The organism is Micromonospora vinacea (assembly GCF_015751785.1).
Classification (GTDB): domain Bacteria; phylum Actinomycetota; class Actinomycetes; order Mycobacteriales; family Micromonosporaceae; genus Micromonospora; species Micromonospora vinacea.
In genome coordinates this window covers 4,309,316-4,332,914 of record NZ_JADOTY010000001.1, presented here as the reverse complement: position 1 = coordinate 4,332,914, position 23,599 = coordinate 4,309,316, and the positions used below count along the sequence as shown (strand labels likewise).

Annotated in this window: 23 protein-coding genes; 11 read left to right on the top strand and 12 right to left on the bottom strand. The window is 72.3% G+C overall.

Going from position 1 to position 23,599, the window contains the following annotated elements:
• Window positions 1–82 precede the first annotated feature (82 nt).
• Both IW249_RS34335 and IW249_RS20475 read right to left on the bottom strand, forming a co-directional pair.
• Window positions 83–406: a helix-turn-helix domain-containing protein gene (locus IW249_RS34335; protein ID WP_307788648.1), complete on the bottom strand. Its 324-nt coding sequence runs from the start codon at window positions 404–406 to the stop codon at window positions 83–85.
• Window positions 407–428: 22 nt separating this feature from the next.
• Complete coding sequence (locus IW249_RS20475; protein ID WP_196922248.1) at window positions 429–1,844, bottom strand: serine/threonine-protein kinase; 1,416 nt, start codon at window positions 1,842–1,844, stop codon at window positions 429–431.
• Between the two features lie 119 nt (window positions 1,845–1,963).
• Here IW249_RS20475 and IW249_RS20470 point away from each other — a divergent pair, with 119 nt between their 5' ends.
• From IW249_RS20470 to IW249_RS20435, 8 genes are all read left to right on the top strand, one after another.
• On the top strand, window positions 1,964–2,563 hold the full coding sequence (locus tag IW249_RS20470; RefSeq protein WP_196922247.1) for a hypothetical protein: 600 nt from the start codon (window positions 1,964–1,966) through the stop codon (window positions 2,561–2,563).
• A gap of 130 nt (window positions 2,564–2,693) precedes the next feature.
• Complete coding sequence (locus IW249_RS20465) at window positions 2,694–3,035, top strand: PadR family transcriptional regulator (protein ID WP_196922246.1); 342 nt, start codon at window positions 2,694–2,696, stop codon at window positions 3,033–3,035.
• Complete coding sequence (locus IW249_RS20460) at window positions 3,032–3,979, top strand: permease prefix domain 1-containing protein (RefSeq protein ID WP_196922245.1); 948 nt, start codon at window positions 3,032–3,034, stop codon at window positions 3,977–3,979. Before IW249_RS20465 ends, IW249_RS20460 begins: the two co-directional genes overlap by 4 nt.
• A 122-nt stretch (window positions 3,980–4,101) precedes the next feature.
• Window positions 4,102–5,439 carry a sensor histidine kinase gene (locus IW249_RS20455; RefSeq protein ID WP_196922244.1) on the top strand — a complete coding sequence of 446 codons (1,338 nt, stop codon included), beginning with the start codon at window positions 4,102–4,104 and terminating at the stop codon, window positions 5,437–5,439.
• A complete protein-coding gene (locus tag IW249_RS20450) occupies window positions 5,436–6,152 on the top strand; it encodes a response regulator (RefSeq protein WP_196922243.1) in 717 nt (238 codons plus the stop codon). Before IW249_RS20455 ends, IW249_RS20450 begins: the two co-directional genes overlap by 4 nt.
• A gap of 81 nt (window positions 6,153–6,233) precedes the next feature.
• Window positions 6,234–7,127, top strand: a complete 894-nt coding sequence (locus IW249_RS20445) for an ABC transporter ATP-binding protein (RefSeq protein WP_196922242.1) — start codon at window positions 6,234–6,236, stop codon at window positions 7,125–7,127.
• Window positions 7,124–8,185, top strand: coding sequence for an ABC transporter permease (locus IW249_RS20440; protein WP_196922241.1), 1,062 nt, complete (start codon window positions 7,124–7,126; stop codon window positions 8,183–8,185). Before IW249_RS20445 ends, IW249_RS20440 begins: the two co-directional genes overlap by 4 nt.
• Window positions 8,186–8,364: 179 nt before the next feature.
• Window positions 8,365–10,155 (top strand): carbohydrate binding domain-containing protein, encoded by a 1,791-nt coding sequence (locus IW249_RS20435; protein WP_196922240.1) that lies wholly within the window; start codon window positions 8,365–8,367, stop codon window positions 10,153–10,155.
• Window positions 10,156–10,230: 75 nt separating this feature from the next.
• Here IW249_RS20435 and IW249_RS20430 read toward each other — a convergent pair whose 3' ends face one another.
• On the bottom strand, window positions 10,231–11,259 hold the full coding sequence (locus IW249_RS20430; RefSeq protein WP_196922239.1) for a helix-turn-helix domain-containing protein: 1,029 nt from the start codon (window positions 11,257–11,259) through the stop codon (window positions 10,231–10,233).
• 246 nt (window positions 11,260–11,505) lie between these two features.
• Here IW249_RS20430 and IW249_RS20425 point away from each other — a divergent pair, with 246 nt between their 5' ends.
• Window positions 11,506–12,492 carry a helix-turn-helix domain-containing protein gene (locus tag IW249_RS20425; protein ID WP_196922238.1) on the top strand — a complete coding sequence of 329 codons (987 nt, stop codon included), beginning with the start codon at window positions 11,506–11,508 and terminating at the stop codon, window positions 12,490–12,492.
• A gap of 12 nt (window positions 12,493–12,504) precedes the next feature.
• Here IW249_RS20425 and IW249_RS20420 read toward each other — a convergent pair whose 3' ends face one another.
• The 8 genes from IW249_RS20420 to pgsA form a co-directional block, all read right to left on the bottom strand.
• Window positions 12,505–13,122, bottom strand: a complete 618-nt coding sequence (locus IW249_RS20420; RefSeq protein ID WP_196922237.1) for a ribonuclease FAU-1 family protein — start codon at window positions 13,120–13,122, stop codon at window positions 12,505–12,507.
• Window positions 13,123–13,260: 138 nt separating this feature from the next.
• Window positions 13,261–14,013 (bottom strand): YebC/PmpR family DNA-binding transcriptional regulator, encoded by a 753-nt coding sequence (locus IW249_RS20415; RefSeq protein ID WP_196922236.1) that lies wholly within the window; start codon window positions 14,011–14,013, stop codon window positions 13,261–13,263.
• Window positions 14,014–14,295: 282 nt separating this feature from the next.
• Window positions 14,296–14,901, bottom strand: coding sequence for a pyridoxal 5'-phosphate synthase glutaminase subunit PdxT (gene pdxT, locus IW249_RS20410; protein ID WP_196922235.1), 606 nt, complete (start codon window positions 14,899–14,901; stop codon window positions 14,296–14,298).
• 43 nt (window positions 14,902–14,944) lie between these two features.
• Window positions 14,945–15,862 carry a pyridoxal 5'-phosphate synthase lyase subunit PdxS gene (gene pdxS / locus IW249_RS20405; protein WP_196922234.1) on the bottom strand — a complete coding sequence of 306 codons (918 nt, stop codon included), beginning with the start codon at window positions 15,860–15,862 and terminating at the stop codon, window positions 14,945–14,947.
• Window positions 15,863–16,011: 149 nt separating this feature from the next.
• Window positions 16,012–16,506: a hypothetical protein gene (locus tag IW249_RS20400; RefSeq protein WP_196924874.1), complete on the bottom strand. Its 495-nt coding sequence runs from the start codon at window positions 16,504–16,506 to the stop codon at window positions 16,012–16,014.
• Between the two features lie 90 nt (window positions 16,507–16,596).
• Window positions 16,597–17,757 carry a glycosyltransferase family 4 protein gene (locus tag IW249_RS20395; protein WP_196922233.1) on the bottom strand — a complete coding sequence of 387 codons (1,161 nt, stop codon included), beginning with the start codon at window positions 17,755–17,757 and terminating at the stop codon, window positions 16,597–16,599.
• A 16-nt stretch (window positions 17,758–17,773) separates the two neighbouring features.
• Window positions 17,774–18,706, bottom strand: a complete 933-nt coding sequence (locus IW249_RS20390) for a phosphatidylinositol mannoside acyltransferase (RefSeq protein WP_196922232.1) — start codon at window positions 18,704–18,706, stop codon at window positions 17,774–17,776.
• A gap of 43 nt (window positions 18,707–18,749) precedes the next feature.
• Complete coding sequence (pgsA, locus tag IW249_RS20385) at window positions 18,750–19,379, bottom strand: phosphatidylinositol phosphate synthase (protein WP_196922231.1); 630 nt, start codon at window positions 19,377–19,379, stop codon at window positions 18,750–18,752.
• 249 nt (window positions 19,380–19,628) lie between these two features.
• Between pgsA and IW249_RS20380 the strand changes: the two genes are divergently transcribed.
• Entirely contained in the window at window positions 19,629–21,785 is a 2,157-nt protein-coding gene (locus IW249_RS20380) for an elongation factor G-like protein EF-G2 (RefSeq protein ID WP_196922230.1), read from the top strand.
• 141 nt (window positions 21,786–21,926) lie between these two features.
• On the opposite strand, the gene IW249_RS20375 is transcribed toward IW249_RS20380, so the two are convergent.
• Window positions 21,927–22,985, bottom strand: coding sequence for an aldo/keto reductase (locus IW249_RS20375; RefSeq protein ID WP_196922229.1), 1,059 nt, complete (start codon window positions 22,983–22,985; stop codon window positions 21,927–21,929).
• A gap of 86 nt (window positions 22,986–23,071) precedes the next feature.
• On the opposite strand from IW249_RS20375, the gene IW249_RS20370 reads away from it, so the two are divergent.
• Window positions 23,072–23,566 carry a hypothetical protein gene (locus IW249_RS20370; RefSeq protein WP_196922228.1) on the top strand — a complete coding sequence of 165 codons (495 nt, stop codon included), beginning with the start codon at window positions 23,072–23,074 and terminating at the stop codon, window positions 23,564–23,566.
• The last annotated feature ends 33 nt before the right edge of the window (window positions 23,567–23,599 follow it).

Here is a 23,599-nt window from a genome sequence, read left to right as displayed (position 1 = left end):
ATGGCGCACGTGAGCAGGCGCTCATCGGCAGATCCGCGCACTGCCATGCGCCAACACCAGTAGCCTTGGCTTTCACGCACCGTTACTTGACTCTCGGCGAAGACGGCCCGTGGTGGGGCCAGTTATGGCCGTCTCGTGGAGCCCACGGCAGCGAGCAGAAGCTGGTCGCCCGGTCGCCCACATCGTGTGCAGATGATCTGCTCGACCTTGAGCATGCACGGCTGGCAGCATCGCCCAATCCCATCCGGAATTGGTCGGCGGTGCCGGTAGCGCAACCGTCGGCGGCAGCCTTGCGGACGGTCTGATTCACCACCTGCGGTTCGATCAGGTCGTTCGGGGTGCATCCGAGGATGTCGCACAACGCGACGAAGGTGTCCATCGACAGTCTCTGCGGCGGCTGGGGCACCGCCGGGCCGGTTCGGCCGCACCTACCGCAGGCGCACGCCGGCGAGCAGGGTGTCCACGAAGCCGGGCCCGCCGTCCGCGGGCGGGGCGATCTGCACGTACACCAGGGCTGGTCGGCCGGGGTGCAGGGCTGCCGACTCGATGATCTGCGGTCGACCCCGGCGGCAGCGGTACGCCACCACTGTCCACTCGACGCCCGCCTGCCGGGTGATTCGGGTCGGCGCGGACGTGCAGTCACCGTGGGTGCGCTCGGCCAGGAACCCGGCCGGTGTGGTGCGTGCCGCCGTGCTGGCGGAGAGGCCCACGAACGCGCCGGGCAGGCGGGGGTCGGTGGCCCACCGGCGGGGTTGCGGTGACATCACCAGCGCCGGTTCGGGTTCACCGTCGGCACCGTACTGACCGGCCCAGGTGGCACCCGTGGCGGACCAGCCGGGCGGCAACGCCACTGTCAACGGCCCGGCCGTGTACGTGCCGACGACCGGCCGAGCAGACCCGACGCCACCCGCCTCGGCGCCCACCGCACCCACCGCGGCGACGGCCACCACCGCGGCCCCGGCCAGCCGCAACCGGCGGCGGCCTCCCGATCGAGGGGACGCCTGCTGCCGCACCGGGCCGGTCGGTGCGGCCAGCCCAGCCGGGCCGCCCGCGCGGGTCAACGCGGCGTGCATCGTCGCGGCGTCGGGGTAGCGGTCGGCCGGGCGGTGGGCGGTGGCCCGGGCGAGCACCGCCGCGACCGCCGGGGGCACGTCGTCTCGCAGTCGGAACTCCGGTGGGTGCCGATCGGTTCTGGTCGGGTTCGCGCCGGTGGGGTCGGCGGCCAGCAACCGGAGGCCGAGGCGGCCGAGCCCGTACACGTCGGCGCGGGTGTCGATCACCGCGCCCGGATCGTCCTGTTCGGGGGCCATGTAGCCGGGAGTGCCGGCCCGGGCGGTCAGCCCGGAGGCGGCGGCGAGCGCCTTGGCGAGGCCGAGGTCGGCGATCAGCACCTGTTCCGCGCCGCCGGGGCCGGCGGAGCGGAACAGGATGTTGCCCGGGGTGAGGTCGCGGTGCACGACGCCGTGGCGGTGCAGCACGGCAACCCCGGCGCAGACCTCGCCCAGCAGCAGCAACGCCTCCGGAGTGGGGAGCTCGTCGGCGGCCAGCCGGTCCCGCAGGCTGCCCCCGTCCGCCCAGGCCAGGACCGCGTACGGCCGGCCGTCGGGCAGCTCACCCACGGTGTGTACCCGGATCAGCCGATCGTGCTCCAACCGGCGCAGCAACCGGGCCTCGTCGAGGAAGCGTTCGCGGACCCGCAGGTCGTGGCTCCAGTTCTCGGCCAGCACCTTGATCGCCACGTGCGCGTCGAGCGCCCGGTCGTAGCCCAGCCAGACCGTCGCGAACGAACCGACGCCGAGCAGTCGCTCGATGGTGTAGGACCCGATCCGCAGTGGAGCCGTCACCGTCACCCCCGGCCAGCACGGTCTCTTCACAGTAGACCCGGCCGGTCGGAATCCCGACGAACCGTTGGCCCTGGCGCGATGACTAACAGTGCAGGAGACCCATCACCGAAGGAGCCACCATGAACCGTCCCGCGATCCTCCTCACCACCGCCGCGTTGGCGCTCGGCACGCTCGTCCCGGCGACCGTCGGCGGCCCGGCGGCGGCAGCGCCCCCGGCCGGCGGCGCCGCGTACGCCTCGGCGCCCGGTCCGCTCGGCACCACCGTCGAGCACAGCCACCCGGAAGTGCTCAGCGTTCGTGGCGCCGGCGTGTACCGCATCGGCGCCAGCCTGGCGTCGCTCACCAGGAACGGGCACGTCGGCTGGACCGCGCCGGGTTGCGACGGGGTGGTGCACACCGGCGTGACCGGTTCCTGGGCGGGCGTGCTGCTGTTGGCCTTCCGCAACGGGCGGCTGGTGGAGGTCGGTACGGCCACCGCGCCGCCGCGGTCCCCCGCCGGCGCGTCGGTCGGCATGTCCTTCGACGAGTTGGAGGCGATCTACGGGCGGCGGGGTTCGCTGATCCGCAACGACGCGGGCGACGCCGAGGCGTACCTGGTCCGGGTCGGGTCGCGGGTGGAGTTGTTCACCGGGCACCCGATCCGGCCCGGGGTCGGCTACTTCCAGGTCGGGCCGGCCAGCTTCGTCGAGCGGAACTTCCGGCAGGGCCCGTCCTGCTGACTTTTCCCAGGTGCGGGGCGTCCGGTGTCGACCGGGCGCCCCGTTCGTCGTCTCGGCCCGAACGGAGGTTGGGCGGACACGATGATGTCGCTGTAGACAACAGTGTGTGCCACACAGTATGGTGTGACACATGGTTAGCGAGGACGTTCTACGGACGCACCTTCAGGAGTTGCGTCGAGGCACCGTCGTGGTGGCCAGCCTGGTCGCGCTGCGCCGACCGGACTACGGCTACGCACTGCTGCAACGGCTCACCGACCACGGCTTCCCGGTCGACGCCAACACCCTCTACCCGCTGCTGCGCCGCCTGGAGGACCAGGGGCTGCTGATCAGCGAGTGGAACACCGAAGAGAGCCGGCCGCGCAAGTTCTACCGGACCAGCGACGAGGGCGAGTCGATGTTGAGCCGGCTCCTCGACGACCTCGCCGCCGTGCAGACCTCCATCACCGGCCTCATCCAAGGAGTCGACCGATGAACACCCTGACCGACCGCTACCTCGCCGCCACCCTGCGCTCGGTGCCCACCCAACGCCGCGACGAGATCGCCACCGAGCTGCGGGCCTCCATCGAGGACATGATCGACGACCGCACCGGCGGTGGCGCGGACCCGACAGTGGCCGAGCGGGAAGTGCTCACCGAGCTGGGCAACCCGGACGAGCTGGCCGCCCGGTACGCCGACCGCCGGTTGCAGCTCATCGGCCCGACCTACTACCTGGTCTGGCTGCGGCTGCTGAAGCTGCTGCTCAGCTTCATCCCGGCGCTCGTCGGCACGATCTTCGCCATCGTCAAGGTCGCCGAGGGCAGCGGTTTCGGGGCCATCGGGCCGGGCATCGTCATCGCCCTGCACGTGGCCGTGCACATCGCCTTCTGGCTCACAGTGACCTTCGCGATCATCGAGCGCTCCCAGGCGACTGTGGACCTGCCGGGCTGGACGGTCGACCAACTGCCCGACGCGCCTGTGCACCGGGGCATCCCACTCGCCGACACCGTCGCGTCGGTGATCATGCTGGTGCTGACCATCGCGTACCTGCCGTTCCAGCACTACCAGTCCTGGGTGCGCGACACCGACGGCGAGAACATCCCGCTCCTCGACCCGGCGCTCTGGTCGTTCTGGCTGCCGGCGCTGATGGTCGTCCTGGCCGGCAGCGCGGTTGTCGAGATCGTCAAGTACCGGATCGCGCACTGGACCTGGGCGCTCTTCGGCATCAGGGCGCTGCTCAGCCTGGCCTTCTCGGTGCCGCTGATGTGGCTGGCGCTCTCCGACCGACTACTCAACCCGGCCCTCGGCGAGCGGCTCAGCTGGCTGGCGGACGCGGACAACCGCAACGTCCTCGGGGCGACCATCGCGGTCGGCACGGCCGTGGTGGTGGTCTGGGACCTGATCGACACCGCTCTGAAGACCCGGCGGCAGACCGCGTGAGTGATCCCCGACCCGACGGCTCGGCGCGAACCCCGCGCCGGGCCGTCGCCCGTCGTGGTGACCACTGCGACATCGGCCCGCCCGGTCGGCGGGCCCGGTGGGCGGCGTGGCATCGTTCCCGGATGACAGTGGCACCGCGAGAGGGATGGCGCCGGCCGGGCCCGACGGCGGAGCAGCGCCGAAACGACCTCTGGATCGGCCTGGGAATGACCGGGCTGGCGTTGGTCAGTCTGACCCTGGCCCGCAGCACCGGCGCGTTCCTGCTGGGCCCACCGCCGTCCGGGCCGGAGCAGCTGTTCTGGACCGTCGCGGTGACCCTCCCGCTGATCTGGCGACGACGCTGGCCGACAGCGACCCTGGTGGTCGTCGCGGTGGCGTTCATCGCCGCGCAGGCGCGCTCGGCCCCGGAGAGCCAGTTCTCCTCCTGGGCCCTGTTCTGCGCCCTCTACACAGTCGGCGCCTGGGGGCAGGACCGCCAACTGTCCCGCCGGCTGCGGATCGGCGTGATCGCCACGATGTTCGCCTGGCTCGGGATCTACTACGCGGTGATGATCGACCACATCCCGGCGGACGCCTTCGCCGACGCGGTCGGGCCGGTGCCCCCGGTGCTCGCCGCGATGGTCAACGGTGTGCTGCTCAACGTGCTGGTCTTCGGTTTCGCGTACTTCTTCGGCGAGACCGCGTGGGTGGCCGCGCGCCGCGAGCACGAGCTGCGCGCCCAGGCCGAGGACCTGCGCCGGTCGCAGGCCGAGGCCCGGGAACGGGCGGTGCTCGGCGAACGGGTCCGGATCGCCCGGGAGCTGCACGACGTGGTCGCCCACCACGTGTCGGTCATGGGCGTGCAGGCGTCCGCCTGCCGCCGGGTGTTCGACCGCGACCCGGGCAAGGCCCGCACGGCACTGACCGCCATCGAGCAGAGCGCCCGCACCGCCGTCGACGAGCTGCGTCGGATGCTCGGCGTGCTGCGGACCTCCGCCGGCACCGACGCCCCGCCGCCGACGGCCGGCGGCGTCGAAAGGATCGACGAGCTTGTCGAGCGGGCCCGGGCCGCCGGGCTGACGGCAACCCTCGGGGTGTACGGCGACCCGGTCGCGTTGCCCGAATCGGTGTCCCAGACGGCCTACCGGGTGACGCAGGAGGCGGTGACCAACACCCTGAAGCACGCCGAGGCGGCCCTGCTCGACGTGCGGGTCCGGTACCTGGCCCGGGAGGTGGAGGTCGACGTGACCGACGACGGGCGGGGCGGCAGCCCGGCCAACGCCGTCGGGTTGGGCCTGATCGGGATGCGCGAACGGGTCACCGCGCACGACGGTGACCTGGAGGCCGGGCCCCGGGCCGGCGGCGGCTGGCGGGTACGCGCCCGCTTCCCGCTCGCGGCGTCGGCGGACCGCCCGGTCGGCCCGCAGCGGGAGCCGAGCGACAGGCACCAGGCGGCGGCCGGCGCGGAGCCTTCGGCATGAGCGCGGCAACCCGGCACACACCCGACACCGGCCCGACGGTCCGGGTGCTGCTCGCCGACGACCAGCACCTCGTCCGTACCGGCTTCCGGGTCATCCTGGAGGTGGAGGACGACATCGAGGTGGTCGGTGAGGCCGCCGACGGTGAACGGGCCGTCACCATGACCCGGGCCACCCGACCCGACGTCGTACTCATGGATGTGGAGATGCCCGGGATGGACGGCCTGGAGGCCACCCGGCAGATCGTCGCCGACGGCCCCGGGGCGCCCGCGGTGCTGATCCTCACCACCTTCGACCGCGACGACTACCTGTTCGCCGCGCTGCGGGCCGGGGCCAGTGGCTTCCTGCTCAAGAACGGCACACCGGAGGAGCTGATCGAGGCGATCCGGGTGCTGGCCAGGGGCGACGGCCTGCTCGCCCCGGAGATCACCCGCCGGGTGATCTCCACGTTCGCCCGGCCCGGTGACCCGACGGGCACCGCCCACCGGGGCCCGGACGCCGATGCCGCGCTGGCCGAGCTGACCCCACGCGAACGGGAGGTGCTGATGCTGCTCGCCGCCGGGTCGAGCAACGCGGAGATCGCCGCGACCATCCACCTGGGCGAGGCGACGGTGAAGACGCACGTGAGTCGGGTACTGGCCAAACTCGGCCTGCGCGACCGGGTGCAGGCCGTGGTGTTCGCGTACGAGAACGGGGTGGTCCGGCCCGGCGGGTGACCGCCGTCCGCCGCGAGGTGGACCCGTCCGCTCACCCGTCGGGCGGACGGCGCGGCGGCGTACCCGATCTAGCGTGGGTACGTGACCAGAACGCTTCGCCTCGACGGCGTCGACCGCAGCTTCGGCGACCGTCAGGTGCTCAGGAACGTGTCCTTCGAGGTGACCGCCGGCCGGATGACCGGTTTCGTGGGCGCCAACGGCGCCGGCAAGACCACCACCATGCGGATCATCCTGGGTGTCCTCGCCCCCGACGCCGGCGAGGTGAGCTGGGGCGGCGCCACCCTGACCCGGCAGGACCGGCGGCGTTTCGGCTACATGCCGGAGGAACGGGGCCTCTACCCCAAGATGACCACCCGCGAGCAGGTGGCCTACCTGGGCCGGCTGCACGGGTTGGACGCCGCCGCGGCCCGGCGTTCCACAGACGCGCTACTGGACCGGGTCGGGCTCGGCGAGCGCGGCGACGACCTGCTGGAGACGCTGTCGCTGGGCAACCAGCAGCGCGCCCAGATCGCCGCCGCGCTGGTGCACGACCCCGAGGTGCTGGTGCTCGACGAACCGTTCTCCGGCCTCGACCCGCTGGCCGTGGAGACCGTCGTGGCGGTGCTGCGGGAACGGGCCTCGGCCGGCGCTCCGGTGCTCTTCTCCAGTCACCAGCTCGACGTCGTGGAGCGGCTCTGCGACGACCTGGTGATCATCGGGGACGGTGTGATCCGGGCCGCCGGCAGCCGGCAGCAGCTGCGCGACTCGTACACAGTGCCCCGCTTCGAACTGGTGGTGGAGCACGACGCCGGCTGGGTACGCGACCAGCCCGGGGTGACAGTGGTCGAGCTGGACGGCGCCCGCGTGGTCTTCGACCTGCCGGCCGGCACCGACGAACAGCCGGTGCTGCGGGCGGCCCTCGCGCGCGGCCCGGTCCGCGCCTTCCGCCCGGTCAGCCCCTCGCTCACCGAGATCTTCCGAGAGGTCACCCAGTGAACGTCACCCAGGCCACCCGGCTGGTCGCCGAACGCGAGATCCGGGTCAAGCTCCGCGACCGCACCTTCCTGTTCGGCACGCTGTTCTTCCTGCTGATCGCCGCGGCGGGCACCATCCTGCCGCCGCTGTTCTCCGGCGGGCCGTCCACTGTGGCGGTGACCGAGAGCCTCGCCGCGCCACTGCGCGCCGCCGGGCTGGAGGTCCGGGTCGTCCCCGACGACCGGGCCGCCGAACAGGCCGTCCGCGACGACGACGTGGACGCGGCGGTGGTCACCGGACCGGCCGTCCTGGCCATGGACGACGCTCCCGACGACGTGGTGAAGGCCCTGAGTACCCAGCCGACCGTCCGCCTGCTCGACCCGGACGCTGTCGACCCGGTGGTGGCGTTCCTGGTGCCGTTCGTCTTCGCGTTCGTCTTCTTCCTCACCTCGCAGACGTTCGGTGTGCAGATCGCGCAGAGCGTCATCGAGGAGAAGCAGACCCGGATCGTGGAGATCCTGGTCGCCGCCGTGCCGGTCCGGGCCCTGCTGGCCGGGAAGGTGGTGGCCGGGGCCATCCTGGCGTTCGCGCAGATCGCCCTGATCGCGGTGGTTTCGGTGCTCGGTCTGCAGTTCGGTGACAGCGGGGGTCTGCTCACCCTGCTCGCCCCGGCGATCGGCTGGTTCGTGCCGTTCTTCCTGATCGGTTTCGTGCTGCTCGCCGCCATGTGGGCGGCGGCCGGCGCGCTGGCCAACCGGCAGGAGGACATCGCCGCCGTGTCGACGCCGGTGCAGCTCGCCGTCATGCTGCCGTTCTTCGCGGTGATCTTCCTGAACGACAACGCCACAGCGATGCGGGTGCTGTCCTATGTGCCGTTCTCGTCGCCCACCGCCATGCCGCTGCGGCTGTTCACCGGCGACGCGGCCGGATGGGAGCCGATCGTCTCACTGGTCATCCTGGTGCTCGCCGCCGGTGCGTTCCTCCTCGCCGGAGCCCGGGTGTACGAGGGGTCGCTGCTGCGCACCAACGGCCGGACCTCGCTGCGCACCGCCTGGCGGGAGCGGGAGACGATCGGCTGAGTCGACGGGCTCGCCCCGCGCGGGCGCCGGTGTCCTGATCGGATGCCGGCGCCCGCTGCCGTGCGGCACCGTTCCGCGCACTGTTCGGTGGCCGTGAACAGCGCGAACACTCCTACGTTGAGCCGATCCTCACGGCAACGACCTGGTCGTCGCCGTTTCCCGGACCGGAAAGGCTCTCGATGTCCCCACCGATCAACGCACGGCGGTTCCGCCGGCTGCTCAGCATGGTCCTCGCGGTCGCCCTCGCCAGCACCCTCACCGCCGTCGTCCGCCCCGCGCCGGCCGCCGCCGCCCCGGGCGACCTCATCCTCAACGGCACGTTCGACAACGGCAGCACCCAGCCCTGGTGGACCCGGCTCGCCTCGACCAGCACCACTGTCAACGCCGGGCAACTGCGCGTGCGCACCAGCGCGACTGTCGGCAAGCCCGTCTGGGAGGACCTGGTCGGTCACTTCGAGTTCGGTGTGACGGCCGCGCAGCCGTACCGGTTGCAGTTCGACGCATCGGCCGACGTCAACCGTCCGCTGCGCGTCTCGGTCTCCCGGGCGGACACGCCCTTCACCTCCGCCGTCGACCAGAGCGTCGCGCTGACATCCTCGACGCGCCGGTTCACATTCGACTTCACGTCCCCGTTCGGGGACCCGAAGGCCGTGCTGCTGTTCCACTTCGGCGGCCAGGCCGCCTCGACGGTCCGGTTGGACAACATCTCGCTCACCCCGCTGGCCGTGGACCCCGCCACCGATCCGATCCTGTACTGGAACGGTGTCCTGCTGTCCACGTACAGGGCGCTGGATCTGCCACCCACCTCCTCGTCCCGCGAGGCCGCCATCCTGCACGCGGCGATGCACGACGCCGCCGTCTCGGTCACCGGGGTCGGCAACCCCTACCGGGTACGCGTGCCGGTCAGCTACCCGGGCACCATGGACAACGTGGTCGCGCCGTCTCTGCACGCGGCCATCGACCGGGCCGCGTACGACGTGCTGACCGCCCTGTACGGCGGCCAGGGCCAGTCCTACTCCCAGGCCCTCGCCGGCGCTGTCGCCCTCCGGCCGTCCGGGGTGAACACCGCCGAGGTCGCCCGTGGTGACACCGTCGGCGCCGCCGCGGCCGTCGCCAACCTCCAGGCCCGCGCCAACGACGGCTCCGGCAACACCACGCCGTACCAACTGGACGGCGTACCCGGGTCGTGGCGACCGACCAACGGCAAGGCGGCGGTCAGCCCGAACTGGGGACTGGTCACCCCATTCGCGCTCACCTCGGGCCGGCAGTTCCGGCCCGGCCTGCCGGCCGACGCCACCGATTACGACAACCTGCTCGACAAGGAGGAGTACGACGCCCAGGTGCGGGAGGTCCGCGACTACGGCGGTCGGACGTCGTCGCTGCGGACCCCCGAGCAGACGCAGATCGCGTTCTTCTGGGCCAACGACCTGGGGGGCACGTACAAGCCGCCGGGTCAACTCTTCGCGCACACCCGGATCGTGTCGGAGCAGCGTCAGCTCGGCATCCTGGCCAACGCCCGGCTCTTCGGGCTGGTCGCCCTCGCCCTCGCCGACGCCGCCATCGCCGCCTGGGACGCCAAGTACCAGACGCCCATCGACCTGTGGCGGCCGGTGAGCGCCATCGAGGCGGCGGAGGGCCCCGGTTGGCAGCCGCTGTCGAAGACCCGCGAGGGGGTGCCGTACACGCCGGCCTTCCCGGCCTACATCTCCGGGCACGCCACCTTCGCGGGGGCCTGGTCCGCTGTGATGAAGAGGTTCTTCGGCACCGACGCGATCGCCTTCGACGCCACCACTGACGATCCGCACGCAGTGAACGTGGTCCGGCACATGACCGGCTTCGACGATGCCGCCGAGGAGAACGCGCTGAGCCGGATCTACCTCGGCGTGCACTATCGGTTCGACGCTGACGCCGGGCTCGCCACCGGACGCTCCGTGGGCGCGTACGTGTTCGCCAACCGCCTGCGACAGTGAATCTCCACTAGGGGGTAACGGGGGGATGCTCCCCGTCCGGTTCGTGGACCGGGCGGGGAGCATCACGCGTGACCGCTACGTCGCGCAGTTCCAGTGGCCGAAGTCGCCGGTACGGGACCAGATCTCCCGGGCCGTCCCGATGTTCCAGGCCGGATCCAGCACCGTCCGGCGGTCGACCCCGAAGCGGGACACCTCCACGTCGCTGAACTGGAACAACCCCCAGCGCCGCGACCCGTCCTCGACGACCTCCACCCGGTACGGGTCCAACCCGGACAGGCAGCGCGCCACCTCCACCGCCCCGGCCGGGTCCTCCGGGAACATCTGCCGCAGGTGCTTACGGATCCGCTCCTGCGGCCAGCTGACGGGAACCTTCCGATCGCCCGCCAACTCGTCGAACAACCGCGCGTCCGCGGTGCCACTGACCGGCAGACCGCCGAACGCCTGGAACACCATCACCCGGCTGGTGGTGTCCGGGCCGAACCAGCCGTCGACAGGCACTGTGAGTCCGTCGGCCACCAGATGTTCCTGGAGGCTCAGCACGCAGGGGTCGTACATGCCCTGGCGCAGCACCGTCGGGCAGCCGCCGGTCGACGCGCTGTCCACAGTGGGAGCGGCGGGAGGTGGCAGCGCCCCGGTCGCCCCGACCGTCAGGACGCCGAACACCGCCAGCAGCGCCAGCCGAAGCCAGCGACGGGCCGGCCAGGGCGCTTCGGGTCGGGGCGGAACCGAGCCGACGCTCGGGCGGATGGTCGCCGGAACGGTCGAGGACGGGCCGGCCGGAACCTGCGCCGGGCCGCCCTCCCGTCGACCCTGCTCGCTCAGGCGGGCCTCGATGTCCCGCCGTGTCTCCAGCCACCTGTCGACATCGACCGCCGGGGTACCGCAGGCCGCCAGCAACGCGACGACGGTGCGCTCCCGGGGCAGCGTCGTCCGCCCCAGCATCGTCGCGAGGGTGCTCGGCGGCAGCCAGTGTCCGGCCGCCGAGGCGCGCCGGGCGATCTCCCGGTAGGTCAGCCCGGACCGCCGCCGCGCCTCCCGGAGCAACGCCACATACTCCCCCGCCGTGGCCACCTGCGGCACCGGATCCCGGACAGCGTCATCCATCGAATCTCCCCGTGTCTTGGTGTGGTCGAGCCGGCGCTGGCGCGGGCCCGTCAGCCGAACACCGGTCAGCGGCGCGGCCATCGAGAGAAGACGCTAGGCAAGCCGGTGGGCGAAGACAATGCCCTGATGGCCGCGCCGCGCTGTCCGGGCAGCTCAGGGCGGCCTGTCCGGATCCTGTCCGACCATCTCGGACAGTGGGCGGGACCCGATTTGCCCACGCGTCCGCGGTGTCTGGACAATCGGGCGATGACCACGGGGGAGCTACGCCCGGACGACGCGTCCAATCCGGCCGAGTTCGTCGACTTGCTGCGCCAGCTCAAGGACCGGTCGGGGCTCACCTACCGGCAACTGGAGCAGCGTGCCGCGGCGGCGGGTGACGTGCTGGCCCGGAGCACGGCGGCCGACATCCTGCGCCGGTCCACACTGCCGCGACCCGAGGTGGTGGCCGCGTTCGTCAGGGCCTGCGGCGCGGAGGATCAGGTGGAGACGTGGCTGCGGGCCCGGCACCGCCTCGCGGCAGGTCAGTTCGCCCCGCCATCGCCGGCAGCTGACCCACCGCCGGTTGACGCAGTCACGACTCCGGAGCGCGCCGGCCCGGCCCGCCCACGCTGGTTCGCGCGGCCCGCGCCGCTGGCACTGCTCGTCGTCGCCGCCCTGCTGGCCACGCTCGGCGTGGGCTTCTGGATCGAGCGACGCGACGACTCCCAGGAAAGGGCCGGGCAACTCGCCGATCCGACCGCAACGGCGGGTGGCGGTGCCCGTTCGCCGAGCGCGGGGCGCAGCCAGATCCGCCCCGCCCGCAGCCCGCACCTCTGCCTCACCGAGGGCCGCGATCGCACCGGCCAGTACACCAAGGAGATAGCGGTCCATCGGCCCTGCACGGAGGCCACCCCGCCGGACACCGCGCTGGTACCGGTGGCCGACGGAATGTACTTCATCCACTGGGTCCACCCGGTGCTCGGGAAGGGCTGCCTTACCGTCCGCGAGGAGGATCCCGGCCGGAACCTGCTCGAACCCTGGGACGAGGACAAGTGCAGCGCGAGCAGGTCGAAGCAGGTGTTCCACTTCGAACCGACCGGCTCGACGCCCGACGCGTATCGCATCCGGCCCGACCGTAGCGAGCTGTGCGTCGGCCTGCGCGACGACAGCGACGTATCGGCTGTGGCGCTTGTCGAGCCGTGCACCGGCGGCCCGGATCAGGTGTTCCTGGTCAACGCGCTGCCGGCCGACTGACGACGGCGTCGCTCAGCGGGCGGGTGGCACCCGGTCCCAACCGGCGGGCAGCGGAGGCGCCGTCCAGGCGGGGTCGGGCTGCCAGGAGGCCCACGCCCGGTCCCACCAGCGCTCACCGCCGTCGAGCAGGTCGGCGATCCGGTCGCCCTCGGCCTGGATGGCGTCCCCCATGCCCGGGTAGCGCCCCTCGACGAGGCGCTGGGCGAACATCTCCACGTCTTTCCAGACGTACCGGTCGGCGTCCGCGGCCCACCACAGGTCCAGCTCGTGGTCCAGGGTGTCCACCCCGATCGGCGTACGCCGCACCGGGTCCTGGAGGTTGAAGTACCAGCCGGCGAAGTCGCGCCCCGGCCCGGTCCAGAACACGTCGATCGAGTGTGCCTCACCGGGGCGTTGCAGCATCAGCTTGCCGTGCCCGGACCAGGAGCGGTGCCCGGCGGTCTCCCACGGGTGCCGCCCGCACGGGAAGACGCCGGTCTCCGGGAAGCCGAACTGGGCGCCCGGTGGAAGGTAGAGGGCGAGCAGGTCGGGCGAATCCTCGACGCAGATCGTCGGGCAGCCGAACCAGACCTCGCCTCGCAGCACCTCACGGCGTACCACTGTGTCGCCAGACGCGAACCGTTCCGCCATCCCGCACCCCCTCGCTCGCCGCCCAGCGGCGACCCCGCCGCGATCTTGCACTTCCTGTTGACGATATGTGCCGCGTGACCCGGTCTGTCGGGTCAGAAAGTGCAAGATCGCGGCGGGGTGAGGCGGGCGCGGGCAGGGTCAGGCGTCGACCGCCGCCATCACGTCGTCGCTGATGTCGAAGTTGGCGTAGACGTTCTGGACGTCGTCGCAGTCCTCCAGGACGTCGATCAGCTTGAAGATCTTGCGGGCGCCCTCTTCGTCCAACGGCACGTTGACGCTGGGGATCAGCGAGGACTCGGCCGACTCGTACTCGATGCCGGCATCCTGCAACGCCGTCCGCACCGGGACCAGGTCGGTCGGCTCGGAGACCACCTCGTACGCCTCGCCGATGTCGTTGACCTCTTCGGCACCGGCGTCGAGGACGGCCAGCATCACGTCGTCCTCGCTGGTGCCCTCCTTAGGGACGATCACCACGCCCTTGCGGGAGAACATGTACGACACCGAGCCGGCGTCGGCGAGGGAGCCGCCGTTGCGGGTCAACGCGGTCCGTACCTCGGTCGCCGCGCGGTTGCGGTTGTCGGTGAGGCACTCGATCAGCATGGCCACGCCGTTCGGGCCGTACCCCTCATACATGATCGTCTGCCAGTCGGCGCCGCCGGCCTCCAGGCCGGAGCCGCGCTTGACGGCGCGATCGATGTTGTCATTCGGCACCGAGCTCTTCTTCGCCTTCTGAATGGCGTCGAAGAGCGTCGGGTTACCGGAGGGGTCACCGCCGCCGGTCCGTGCGGCCACCTCGACGTTCTTGATCAGCTTGGCGAACATCTTGCCGCGCTTGGCGTCGATGACGGCCTTCTTGTGCTTGGTCGTCGCCCACTTTGAGTGGCCGGACATCTTCTACCTCCGTTGCTACCCGCCGTCTGCATCGACCGCACCGCTCACGCCCTGCTCCCGCCGGCGCACGCGGAGGTGCCGGTCAGCTCTGGTGGAAGCCGTGGCGGGCAGATGGCCCTGCCGAATCTCCGCAATCCTACCGACGTCCCCCCGGTCGCTGTCATGCACCGCGCTCGGCACGGCCGCCCGGCCTGCCCGGACCAGGGCAGACGGGACAAAAACCCGGTCCGGGCCGCGACCGCGGCGAGCATCATGGACAGCCCGGCACGGTCACCCGCCGGTTCAGGAGGCGGTGCGGACCAGGTCCACGAAGTACGCGTGCACCCGCAGGTCACCGGTGAGCTCCGGGTGGAACGAGGTGGCCAGCAGGTTGCCCTGTCGGACCGCCACGATCCGGTCGGCGGCCGGGCCGCCGGCCACGACCCCGATGACCTGTACGCCGGCACCGACCCGCTCGACCCACGGTGCGCGGATGAACACCGCGTGGAACGGCTCGCCCGGCACCCCGGCGACGGTCACCGGCGCCTCGAACGAGTCGACCTGCCGGCCGAACGCGTTGCGCCGGACGGTCATGTCGATGCCGGAGAAACCCCGCTGATCGGGTCGACCGTCGAGCACCTCGGTCGCCAACATGATCATGCCGGCGCAGGAGCCGTACACCGGCATGCCGTCGGCGATCCGCTTGTCGATCGGCTCGCGCATCTCGAAGATGTCGGCGAGCTTGCTCATTGTGGTGGACTCGCCGCCGGGGATGACCAGGCCGTCGACAGCGTCCAGCTCCGCCGGACGGCGGACCGGGCGGGCGTCCGCGCCCGCCGCGGCCAGCGCCGCCACGTGCTCGCGGACGTCGCCCTGGAGCGCGAGCACACCGATCACGGGTGCCGTCATGGTCGCACCGTTCCTCTCCGCGTCCGCCGTCCGGGACAAGCGCTCACCAACCGCGCTCGGCCAGCCGGTGCGGCTGCGGGATCTCGTCGACGTTGATGCCGACCATCGCCTCGCCGAGACCCCGGGAGACCTTGGCCAACACGTCCGGGTCGTCGTGGAAGGTGGTCGCCTTGACGATCGCGGCAGCCCGCTGCGCCGGGTTGCCCGCCTTGAAGATGCCGGAGCCGACGAAGACGCCCTCCGCGCCGAGCTGCATCATCATCGCCGCGTCGGCCGGCGTGGCGATCCCGCCCGCGGTGAACAGCACCACCGGCAGCTTGCCGCTCTCGGCGACCTCCTTGACCAGCTCGTACGGGGCCTGCAACTCCTTGGCCGCGACGTACAACTCGTCGGCCGGCAGCGAGGAGAGCCGACGGATCTCCTGGCGGATCTTCCGCATGTGGGTGGTGGCGTTGGAGACGTCACCGGTGCCGGCCTCACCCTTGGAGCGGATCATGGCCGCGCCCTCGGTGATCCGGCGCAGCGCCTCGCCCAGGTTCGTCGCGCCACAGACGAAGGGCACCGTGAACGCCCACTTGTCGATGTGGTTCGCGTAGTCGGCCGGGGTCAGCACCTCGGACTCGTCGACGTAGTCCACGCCGAGCGACTGGAGGATCTGCGCCTCCACGAAGTGGCCGATGCGGGCCTTGGCCATCACCGGGATGGAGACCGCCTCGATGATCCCGTCGATCATGTCGGGGTCGCTCATCCGGGACACCCCGCCCTGCGCGCGGATGTCGGCGGGCACCCGCTCCAGGGCCATCACCGCGACGGCGCCGGCGTCCTCAGCGATCTTGGCCTGCTCGGCGTTGACGACATCCATGATCACGCCGCCCTTGAGCATCTCGGCCATGCCACGCTTCACGCGGGCGGTGCCGACGACGGGGGCGGTACCGGTGTTCGACGGGGTGTTCTCGGGCACGGGTCATCGCTCCTTGGACGTGCGCTGAGGGTGGCAGCGAAAATGCTACGCGCGGTGCAACGCCGTACCGACAGCCAATCAGACCCCCGGTGGCCTGCACTGTGGCAGTGGTCACCGGCTCGGCGCGAGAGCCACGGCGACCTCGGAGGTCAGGCCGCGGGGACGTCCGCGGGGACGACGAGGGTCGGATCGTCGATGTCGAAGTAGCGCGGCCACTGCCGACCCCGCCCCATCCGCAACAGGCGCACCAGCGGCCGGCTGCGCGCCGAGCGGGCGTCCCGGACCAGGTCGGTGTGCACCTGCCGGGACAACGCGAGCCGACGGCTGGCGGCGATGACCGCCGCGCAGTCCGGGTCGCCCGGGTCCAACTGGACGCCGCGCAACTGCCGGGTGAGGTCGTTCTCCGCCGCCTCCCGCTCGTCCGGGCTGGCGTCCAGGGCGATCCGGGCGGCCGCGTACAGCTCGACGCCGAAACGCCGCTCAGCCAGGACCGCGGCTGCCGCCGCGCGGCGCAGCAGGTGGGCGTCGAGGGCCCGGGCCGCCAGCTCCGCGCGGCTCTGTAGCCGCTCGACCCGGCCGGCGGTCCAGATGAGGTACGCCGCGACCAGCCCCACGACCACGCTCGCGGCCACCACCCACCACATGTGCGGCATCGTAGTGCTGCTCCGTTTCGTCCGATTGGGCGCGGCCGGACCGGTCCCACCGGTCACCACCGCACCATCCGTCACACCGGCTCAGCCCAGCCCCACCCATTCCTGGTCGATGACCCGCCCGTCGGTTGCCTCGATCGCCGCTGCGTATACCTCCAGAACGCGGCGAGCAACCACCGGCCAGTCGAAATTCGCGACCACCTGATCGCCGCAGGCGCTCAGCGTGGCCCGACCGGCAGGGTCGTCCAGCAGCTCGCCCAGCACGTCACGCAGCCCCGCCGCGTCACCGGTGGGGAAGAGCCGACCGGCCCGCCCACCGTCGAGCACCCGCCGGAACGCGTCCAGGTCACTGGCGACCACAGTCGTACCCGCCGCCAAGGCCTCGGTGAGGATCATGCCGAACGACTCACCGCCGGTGTTCGGTGCGACGTAGAGGTGCACGCTGCGCAGCATGCGCGCCTTGTCCGCTTCGCTGACCAGGCCGAGGAACGTGATCCGCTCGTGCAGCTCGGTGGGGAACTGGTCGTACAGGTCGTCGGGGTCACCCGGGCCGGCGACGAGCAACCGCAGACCGGGCCGGGTGCCGGCCAACGCCACGAACGCGTCGCGCAGCACCGGGAAGCCCTTGCGTGCCTCGGTGAACCGGCCCAGGAAGCCGAGCGTGCCGCCGGTGCCGGCCGCGCTCTCCCCCGGCCAACCCGGCAACGGCTCGGCGTCGGCGAACTTGGCCACCGCCACCCCGTTGGGGATCTCCACCGCCCCGCCGTCCATGTGCTCGACCTGGACCTTGCGGGCCAGCGCGCTCACCGCGATCCGGGCTGTGATCCGCTCCAACACGATCTGGAGCACACCCTGGGCGGCGGCGAGGACCCGCGAACGGGTCATCGCGGTGTGGAACGTGGCCACCACCGGGCCACGGGCGGAGAGCACGGCCAGCAGCGACAGACTCAGCGTGAGCGGCTCGTGCACGTGCAACACGTCGAAGTCGCCGTTGGTGATCCACCGCCGCACCCGGGCGGTCGACACCGGACCGAACGCGATCCGGGCCACCGAACCGTTGTACGGCAGCGGAACGGCCCGGCCGGCGGACACCACGTACTCCGGCAGCGGCGAATCCTCGTCGGCCGGCGCCAGCACACTGACCTCGTGGCCCAGCGCGATCAGCGCCTCGGCGAGATCCATGACGTGGTTCTGCACCCCACCGGGCACGTCGAAGGAGTACGGGCACACGATGCCGATCCGCATGTGTCAGCCCACCTCCTCAGGCCTGGCCGGAGGCCGGCGAGGGCAGCGCCGTGCCCTCCCCCGCCCTCCCCTGGTCCAGCCACATCCGCTGCAACATGTGCCAGTCTTCCGGATGCCGGGCGATACCCGCCGCCAGACGGTCGGCGATCAGCTGGGTCAGCGACCGGACCCGCTGGTCCAGCGGCCCCACCTCAGGCCCCGGCACCGGCAACGGACCAGCCAGTGACGCACAGGCGGCATCCGGCTCGTACCACATCGAGGCCACGTAGAGCGGCGCGCCGGTGTGCAGCGCGAGCAACGCCGGCCCGGCGGGCATCCGGGTCTTCCCGCCGAAGAAGTCCACCTCCACCCCCCGGGCGGAGAGGTCACGGTCGGCCAGCAACGGCACCACCGCGCCGGCACGGAGCCGGTCCCTCAACACGTCGAACGCCGGACGCGGCCCACCGTGGGTCGGCAGGATCTCCATCCCGAGAACCTCTCGGAAGGCCAGGAACCGCTTGTACACGCCCTCCGGTTTGAGCCGCTCCATGACGGTGGTGATCGGCCAACCGGTGGCCGCCACCCAGGCGCCCGCGGCGTCCCAGTTGCCGGCATGTGGCAGCGCCACCACCGCGCCCCGGCCGGCGGCCACGTCGGCGGCGAGCAGCTCGGCGCCGTCGAGCCGGAAACCGGACAGGATCTGCGACCGGCTCAGGGTGGGCAGCCGGAACGCCTCCATCCAGTACCGGGCGTACGAGCGCAACCCGCGCTTGACGAGATCGTCCAACTCGGCCTCGGGCAGCTCCGGGCCGACCACCCGGCGCAGGTTCGCGCGCAGTCGGGCCGTACCCCCGCCGCCGGTGCGGTGGGCGCGGTCCGCGCCCGCCTGGAACGCCGCCGCCACCAACGACCGGGGTAGCGCGCGGACCACCCGCCACCCGGCGATGTAGCCCAGCTCGGTGAGGTTCACGCGACTCGGCCGCCGGTCGTCCGACGCCGCGCTGGCACGCCACTCACGCCTGGCCGTCCGGCTGGAGCTGCTGGGCCTGGCGGTAGACGTGCGTCATCCGCTGCCCCACCGTGAAGATCGACACGGCGGCGAGCAGCCAGAGTGCGATCTCCAGCGCCGGATCGACACCGACGCCGGTGAGGATGCCGCCGACGCCGACGATCAGCAGCCGCTCGGTGCGCTCGGCGATGCCCACGTTGCAGGTCATGCCGAGCCCTTCGGCGCGGGCCTTGACGTAGGAGACGAGGCTGCCGGCGGCCAGGCAGACCAACGCGGCGGCCACCCCGGAGTGGTTGCCCTGCGTGGCCAGCCAGTACGCGACAGCGCCGAAGACGGCGCTGTCGGCGACCCGGTCCATGCTTGAGTCGAGGAACGCGCCGAACCTGGTGGAGCCGCCGCTCATCCGGGCCATCGTCCCGTCGAGCAGGTCGGTGAGCGCGAACAGGGTGACGATCAACGCGCCCGCGACCAGGTGGCCGCGGGCACCGAAGCCGAGCGCGCCGACGAGCACACCAACGGTGCCCGCGACGGTGACGGCATTGGGGGTGACGCCCGCGCGCAGCAGGGCGCGGGCAATCGGCTCGACGACGCGGGTCATCCCCGCGCGGGCCGACACTTGGAAGATCTTCGCCATGGCGGTCCCCACGATAACGGTCCGCCCAGCTCCGGCGATACGGACGGTCCCGCCGACCCGCCCGGGGGAGGCTTGTGCCTACCCGGCAACGGGTGTGAGATCGAGCCGGGAGGTGAGCCAGCTCACCCGTCCGCCCGTCCCGTTCCCGCTGTGCAGCAGACCACCGGAGGATATCGCCGCGCACTCGCCCCGGGCCGCTTCCCGTCGCGCGGCGGTCGCCACCACCACCGGCTGAGGGAGGTGCGCCCCATGGCGCAGAAGAGTCACGAGAAGGGTTCCACCGGCGGCACGCCGGTGGTGACCGAGCCCGAGCGGGTTCGCAACGTGGTGCTCGTCGGGCACTCCGGGGCGGGCAAGACCACACTGGTCGAGGCCCTGCTCGCCGCGACCGGCACCATCGGCCGCGCCGGCACCGTCGTCGACGGCACCACCGTCGGCGACCACGACCCCGCCGCCGTACGCCAGCAGCGCTCGGTCAGCCTGTCCTGCGCGCCGCTGCTGCACAACGGCATCAAGGTCAACCTGCTGGACACCCCCGGGTACGCCGACTTCGTCGGTGAGCTGCGCGCCGGGCTGCGGGCCGCCGACGCCGCGCTGTTCGTGGTCTCCGCCGCGGGCGGCATGGACGCGGCCACCGTCGCGCTCTGGGAGGAGTGCGCCGCCGTCGACATGCCGCGCGCGGTCGCGGTGGCCCGACTGGACCAGCCCCGCGCCGACGTCGACGAGACCGTGGCGCTCTGCCAGCGCCTCTTCGGCGACAACGTGATGCCGCTCTACCTGCCGATGCTCGGCGACGACGGGGTCTCCACCGAAGGTCTGCTCGGCCTGATCACCCGTCGGGTCTTCGACTACAGCGCCGGGCTGCCCGCCGACGTCCGCGACCCGGACCCGGAGCACCAGCGGGCCATCGACGAGTCGCGCGACGAGCTGATCGAGGGGATCATCGCCGAGAGCGAGGACGAGACGCTCATGGACCGCTACCTCGACGGCGAGGAGATCAGCGACGAGGTACTCATCGACGACCTGGAGAAGGCCGTCGCCCGGGGCCACTTCTACCCGGTGGTGCCGGTCTGCGCCCAGACCGGTGTCGGGCTGGACGTGCTGCTGGAGGTGCTGACCGCCGCGTTCCCGTCGCCACTGGAGCACGAGCTGCCGGCGGTGACCGGGGTGGACGGCTCGCCGCGTCCGCCGCTGAGCTGCGACCCGGCCGGGCCGCTCGTCGCCGAGGTCGTCAAGACCACCGTCGACCGCCACGTCGGTCGGGTCTCGCTGGTCCGGGTCTTCTCCGGCACGCTGCGCCCCGACCAGACCGTGCACGTGTCCGGGCACGGGATGGCCGAGCGCGGGCACCCCGACCACGACGCCGACGAACGGGTCGGGCACATCTACACCCCGCTGGGCGCCACGCTGCGGGAGGTGTCGCTCTGCGTGGCCGGTGACATCTGCGCGATCACCAAGTCGGGCAGCGCCGAGACCGGCGACACCATCTCGACCAGGGAAGACCCGCTGCTGATCGCCCCCTGGGAGATGCCGGAGCCGCTGCTGCCGGTGGCGATCGTCGCCCGGAGCCGCGCCGACGAGGACGCCCTGGCCCGCAACCTCGCCCGCCTGGTCGCCGGCGATCCCACGCTGCGGCTGGAGCGCAACCCGGAGACCCACCAGCTGGTGCTCTGGTGCATGGGCGAGGCGCACGCGGACGTGGTGCTCGACCGGCTGCGCGCCGGCGGCGTCGAGCTGGACACCGAGCCGGTCAAGGTGTCGCTGCGCGAGACCCTGACCGTGCCCGCGACGGGGCACGGCCGCCACGTCAAGCAGTCCGGCGGCCACGGCCAGTACGCGGTCTGCGACATCGAGGTCGAGCCGCTGCCCCGTGGCAGTGGCTTCGAGTTCGTCGACCGGGTGGTCGGCGGCGCGGTGCCGCACAACTACATCCCGTCGGTGGAGAAGGGCGTCCGCGCCCAGCTGGAGCGCGGGCTGGTCGCCGGGCACCCGGTGGTGGACCTGCGGGTGACCCTGGTCGACGGCAAGTCACACAGCGTCGACTCCTCCGACGCGGCCTTCCAGACCGCCGGCGCGCTGGCGCTGCGCGACGCCGCCGAGCGTGGCCAGCCGGCGCTGCTGGAGCCGATCGACGAGGTCACCATCCGGGTTCCGGACGGCTCGGTGGGCACGGTGATGGGCGACCTGTCCGGCCGACGCGGCCGGGTGCTCGGCACCGAACCGGACCCGGACACCGAGGGCCGCACCCTCGTCCGCGCCGAGGTGCCGGCCACCGAACTGCTTCGGTACGCCGTCGAGCTGCGCTCCATGACGGCCGGCACCGGCACCTTCCGCCGTCACTTCGTCCGCCACGACCCCATGCCCGCCCACCTGGCCGACCAGACCCGCAAAGAACAACTCCCCTAACCCCCGACGCGCCCCCCGCTCTCGGGTCGATCATGGAGTTGTGGTGGGCAGAAGGTCGATCTAGGCCCGATTTGTGGGGCACCACAACTCCTTGATCGACGCGGGCCGGTGCGCGGGGGCGGGGCCGGAGCGGGGGGCGGGCTACGGGTGGACTGTGGGGTGGGTGGGGCGGGGCCAGTGGGGGCGGTCGGCGTCGCGGAGGGCTGCGGTGCGGACGGCGGCGAGCTGACGTTCCACCTCGACGAACTGGTCCGCCGGCAGCGGGCCCCTGTGCAACGCGGCGGCGTTCTCCTCGACCTGGGCGACCGTACGGCAGCCCGGGATCGGGATGGTGCGACCGCTGCGCGCCCAGATCCAGCCCAACGCGCCCTGGGCGAGGGTGCGCCCGTCGGCGGTGAGCGCGGCACGGACCGTGCCGACCCGGCGCAGCCACTCCGGTGCCGGCCGGCCACCCCGGAACCACTCCAACCAGCCCGGCGCCAGCCCACGTACGTCGTCGCGGGGCAGCGTCGACCCGGCCGAGTACTTGCCGGTGAGCAGCCCCATCCCGAGTGGGCCCCGGTTGACGCTGGCCAGGTCGTACTTGTCGCAGACGGCGAGCAGGTCGGGGGCGTCGCGCAGCACCGACAGCGTGTGTTGCACGGCGGTGGCGCCGGCGGCGGCGTGCCCGAACGCGGCGGCCCGGTCGGGGCGGTCGGTGCTCCACCCGTACGCGCGGATCAGGCCCTCGGCCACCAGGTCCTCGCAGGTCCCGATCAGCGCCTGCGCCCTGGGGACCGGAAGGTCGGCCAGGTGCAGCTGGTAGAGGTCGATCCGGTCGGTGTCCAGCCGGCGGAGCGAGGCGGTCACCGCATTGCGCAGGTACGCGGGTGACGCGTCCTCGCCGGTGGCCTGCCGAGCGGCCTCGTCGAAGGTGTAGCCCCACTTGGTGGCGATCACGGCGTCGTCGCGGCGACCGGCGAGGGCGCGACCGAGCACCCGCTCACCGTGCCCGGCCCCGTACGTGTCGGCGGTGTCGAAGAGGGTGATGCCCAGATCAAGTGCCCGGCGTACCGCCCGCACCGACTCGTCGTCGTCGACAGCGCCCCAGCCCAGCGGCTGGTTGCCCTCCGCCCAGGGCCCGCTGATCGCCCAGCACCCCATGCCGAGGGCGCTGACCTCGATGCCGCTGCGCCCCAACGTCCGTGTCGTGACTGCCATCGGCCGATCGTGCCACCTCGGGCGGGCGGGGGCGTAGCAGTTCCGCGGGCGGACACGCGGGTGCACGGAGACGGTCACGGTGCGGCATGATCAACGCCATGCGACGGCTCGGTGTGGACATCGGCGGAGTGATCATCGAGCCGGCCGACGACGACGCGGACACCTCCTTCTTCGGCGCGAACTACCTGCGTACCCCTGCCGTCGTCGGGGCGTTCGACGCGCTCGCGGCCCTCGGCCCGGCCTTCGACGAGGTGCACCTGGTGTCCAAGTGCGGGGAGGCCACCGAGCGGCGCACCCGGGAGTGGTTGGCCCACCACGGCTTCCCGGCCCACACCGGCATCCCGGTCGAGCGGGTGCACTTCTGCCGCACCCGACCGGACAAGGCGCCGATCGCCCGACGCCTCGGCCTGACCCACTTCGTGGACGACAAGCTTGAGGTGCTCGGCTACCTCGACTCGGTGCCGCACCGCTTCCTGTTCCGGCCCCGCCGGGCCGAAGTCGCCGCACACGCCGCGCTGCTGCCCCGCGTACACCGGGTGGAGAGCTGGTCGGAGCTCACTCCGCTGCTGCGCGCCGCCTGACCGGTCCGGCGCGGACGTCGCGCGGCGCGGCCG

Coding starts and splice junctions, on each gene's coding strand:
- IW249_RS20470 (WP_196922247.1), top strand. CDS start 1,964: ATGAACCGTCCCGCGATCCTCCTCACCACCGCCGCGTTGGCGCTCGGC.
- IW249_RS20465 (WP_196922246.1), top strand. CDS start 2,694: ATGGTTAGCGAGGACGTTCTACGGACGCACCTTCAGGAGTTGCGTCGA.
- IW249_RS20460 (WP_196922245.1), top strand. CDS start 3,032: ATGAACACCCTGACCGACCGCTACCTCGCCGCCACCCTGCGCTCGGTG.
- IW249_RS20455 (WP_196922244.1), top strand. CDS start 4,102: ATGACAGTGGCACCGCGAGAGGGATGGCGCCGGCCGGGCCCGACGGCG.
- IW249_RS20450 (WP_196922243.1), top strand. CDS start 5,436: ATGAGCGCGGCAACCCGGCACACACCCGACACCGGCCCGACGGTCCGG.
- IW249_RS20435 (WP_196922240.1), top strand. CDS start 8,365: ATGTCCCCACCGATCAACGCACGGCGGTTCCGCCGGCTGCTCAGCATG.
- IW249_RS20430 (WP_196922239.1), bottom strand. CDS start 11,259: ATGGATGACGCTGTCCGGGATCCGGTGCCGCAGGTGGCCACGGCGGGG.
- IW249_RS20425 (WP_196922238.1), top strand. CDS start 11,506: ATGACCACGGGGGAGCTACGCCCGGACGACGCGTCCAATCCGGCCGAG.
- IW249_RS20420 (WP_196922237.1), bottom strand. CDS start 13,122: ATGGCGGAACGGTTCGCGTCTGGCGACACAGTGGTACGCCGTGAGGTG.
- IW249_RS20415 (WP_196922236.1), bottom strand. CDS start 14,013: ATGTCCGGCCACTCAAAGTGGGCGACGACCAAGCACAAGAAGGCCGTC.
- pdxT (WP_196922235.1), bottom strand. CDS start 14,901: ATGACGGCACCCGTGATCGGTGTGCTCGCGCTCCAGGGCGACGTCCGC.
- IW249_RS20400 (WP_196924874.1), bottom strand. CDS start 16,506: ATGTGGTGGGTGGTGGCCGCGAGCGTGGTCGTGGGGCTGGTCGCGGCG.
- IW249_RS20395 (WP_196922233.1), bottom strand. CDS start 17,757: ATGCGGATCGGCATCGTGTGCCCGTACTCCTTCGACGTGCCCGGTGGG.
- pgsA (WP_196922231.1), bottom strand. CDS start 19,379: ATGGCGAAGATCTTCCAAGTGTCGGCCCGCGCGGGGATGACCCGCGTC.
- IW249_RS20380 (WP_196922230.1), top strand. CDS start 19,629: ATGGCGCAGAAGAGTCACGAGAAGGGTTCCACCGGCGGCACGCCGGTG.
- IW249_RS20375 (WP_196922229.1), bottom strand. CDS start 22,985: ATGGCAGTCACGACACGGACGTTGGGGCGCAGCGGCATCGAGGTCAGC.
- IW249_RS20370 (WP_196922228.1), top strand. CDS start 23,072: ATGATCAACGCCATGCGACGGCTCGGTGTGGACATCGGCGGAGTGATC.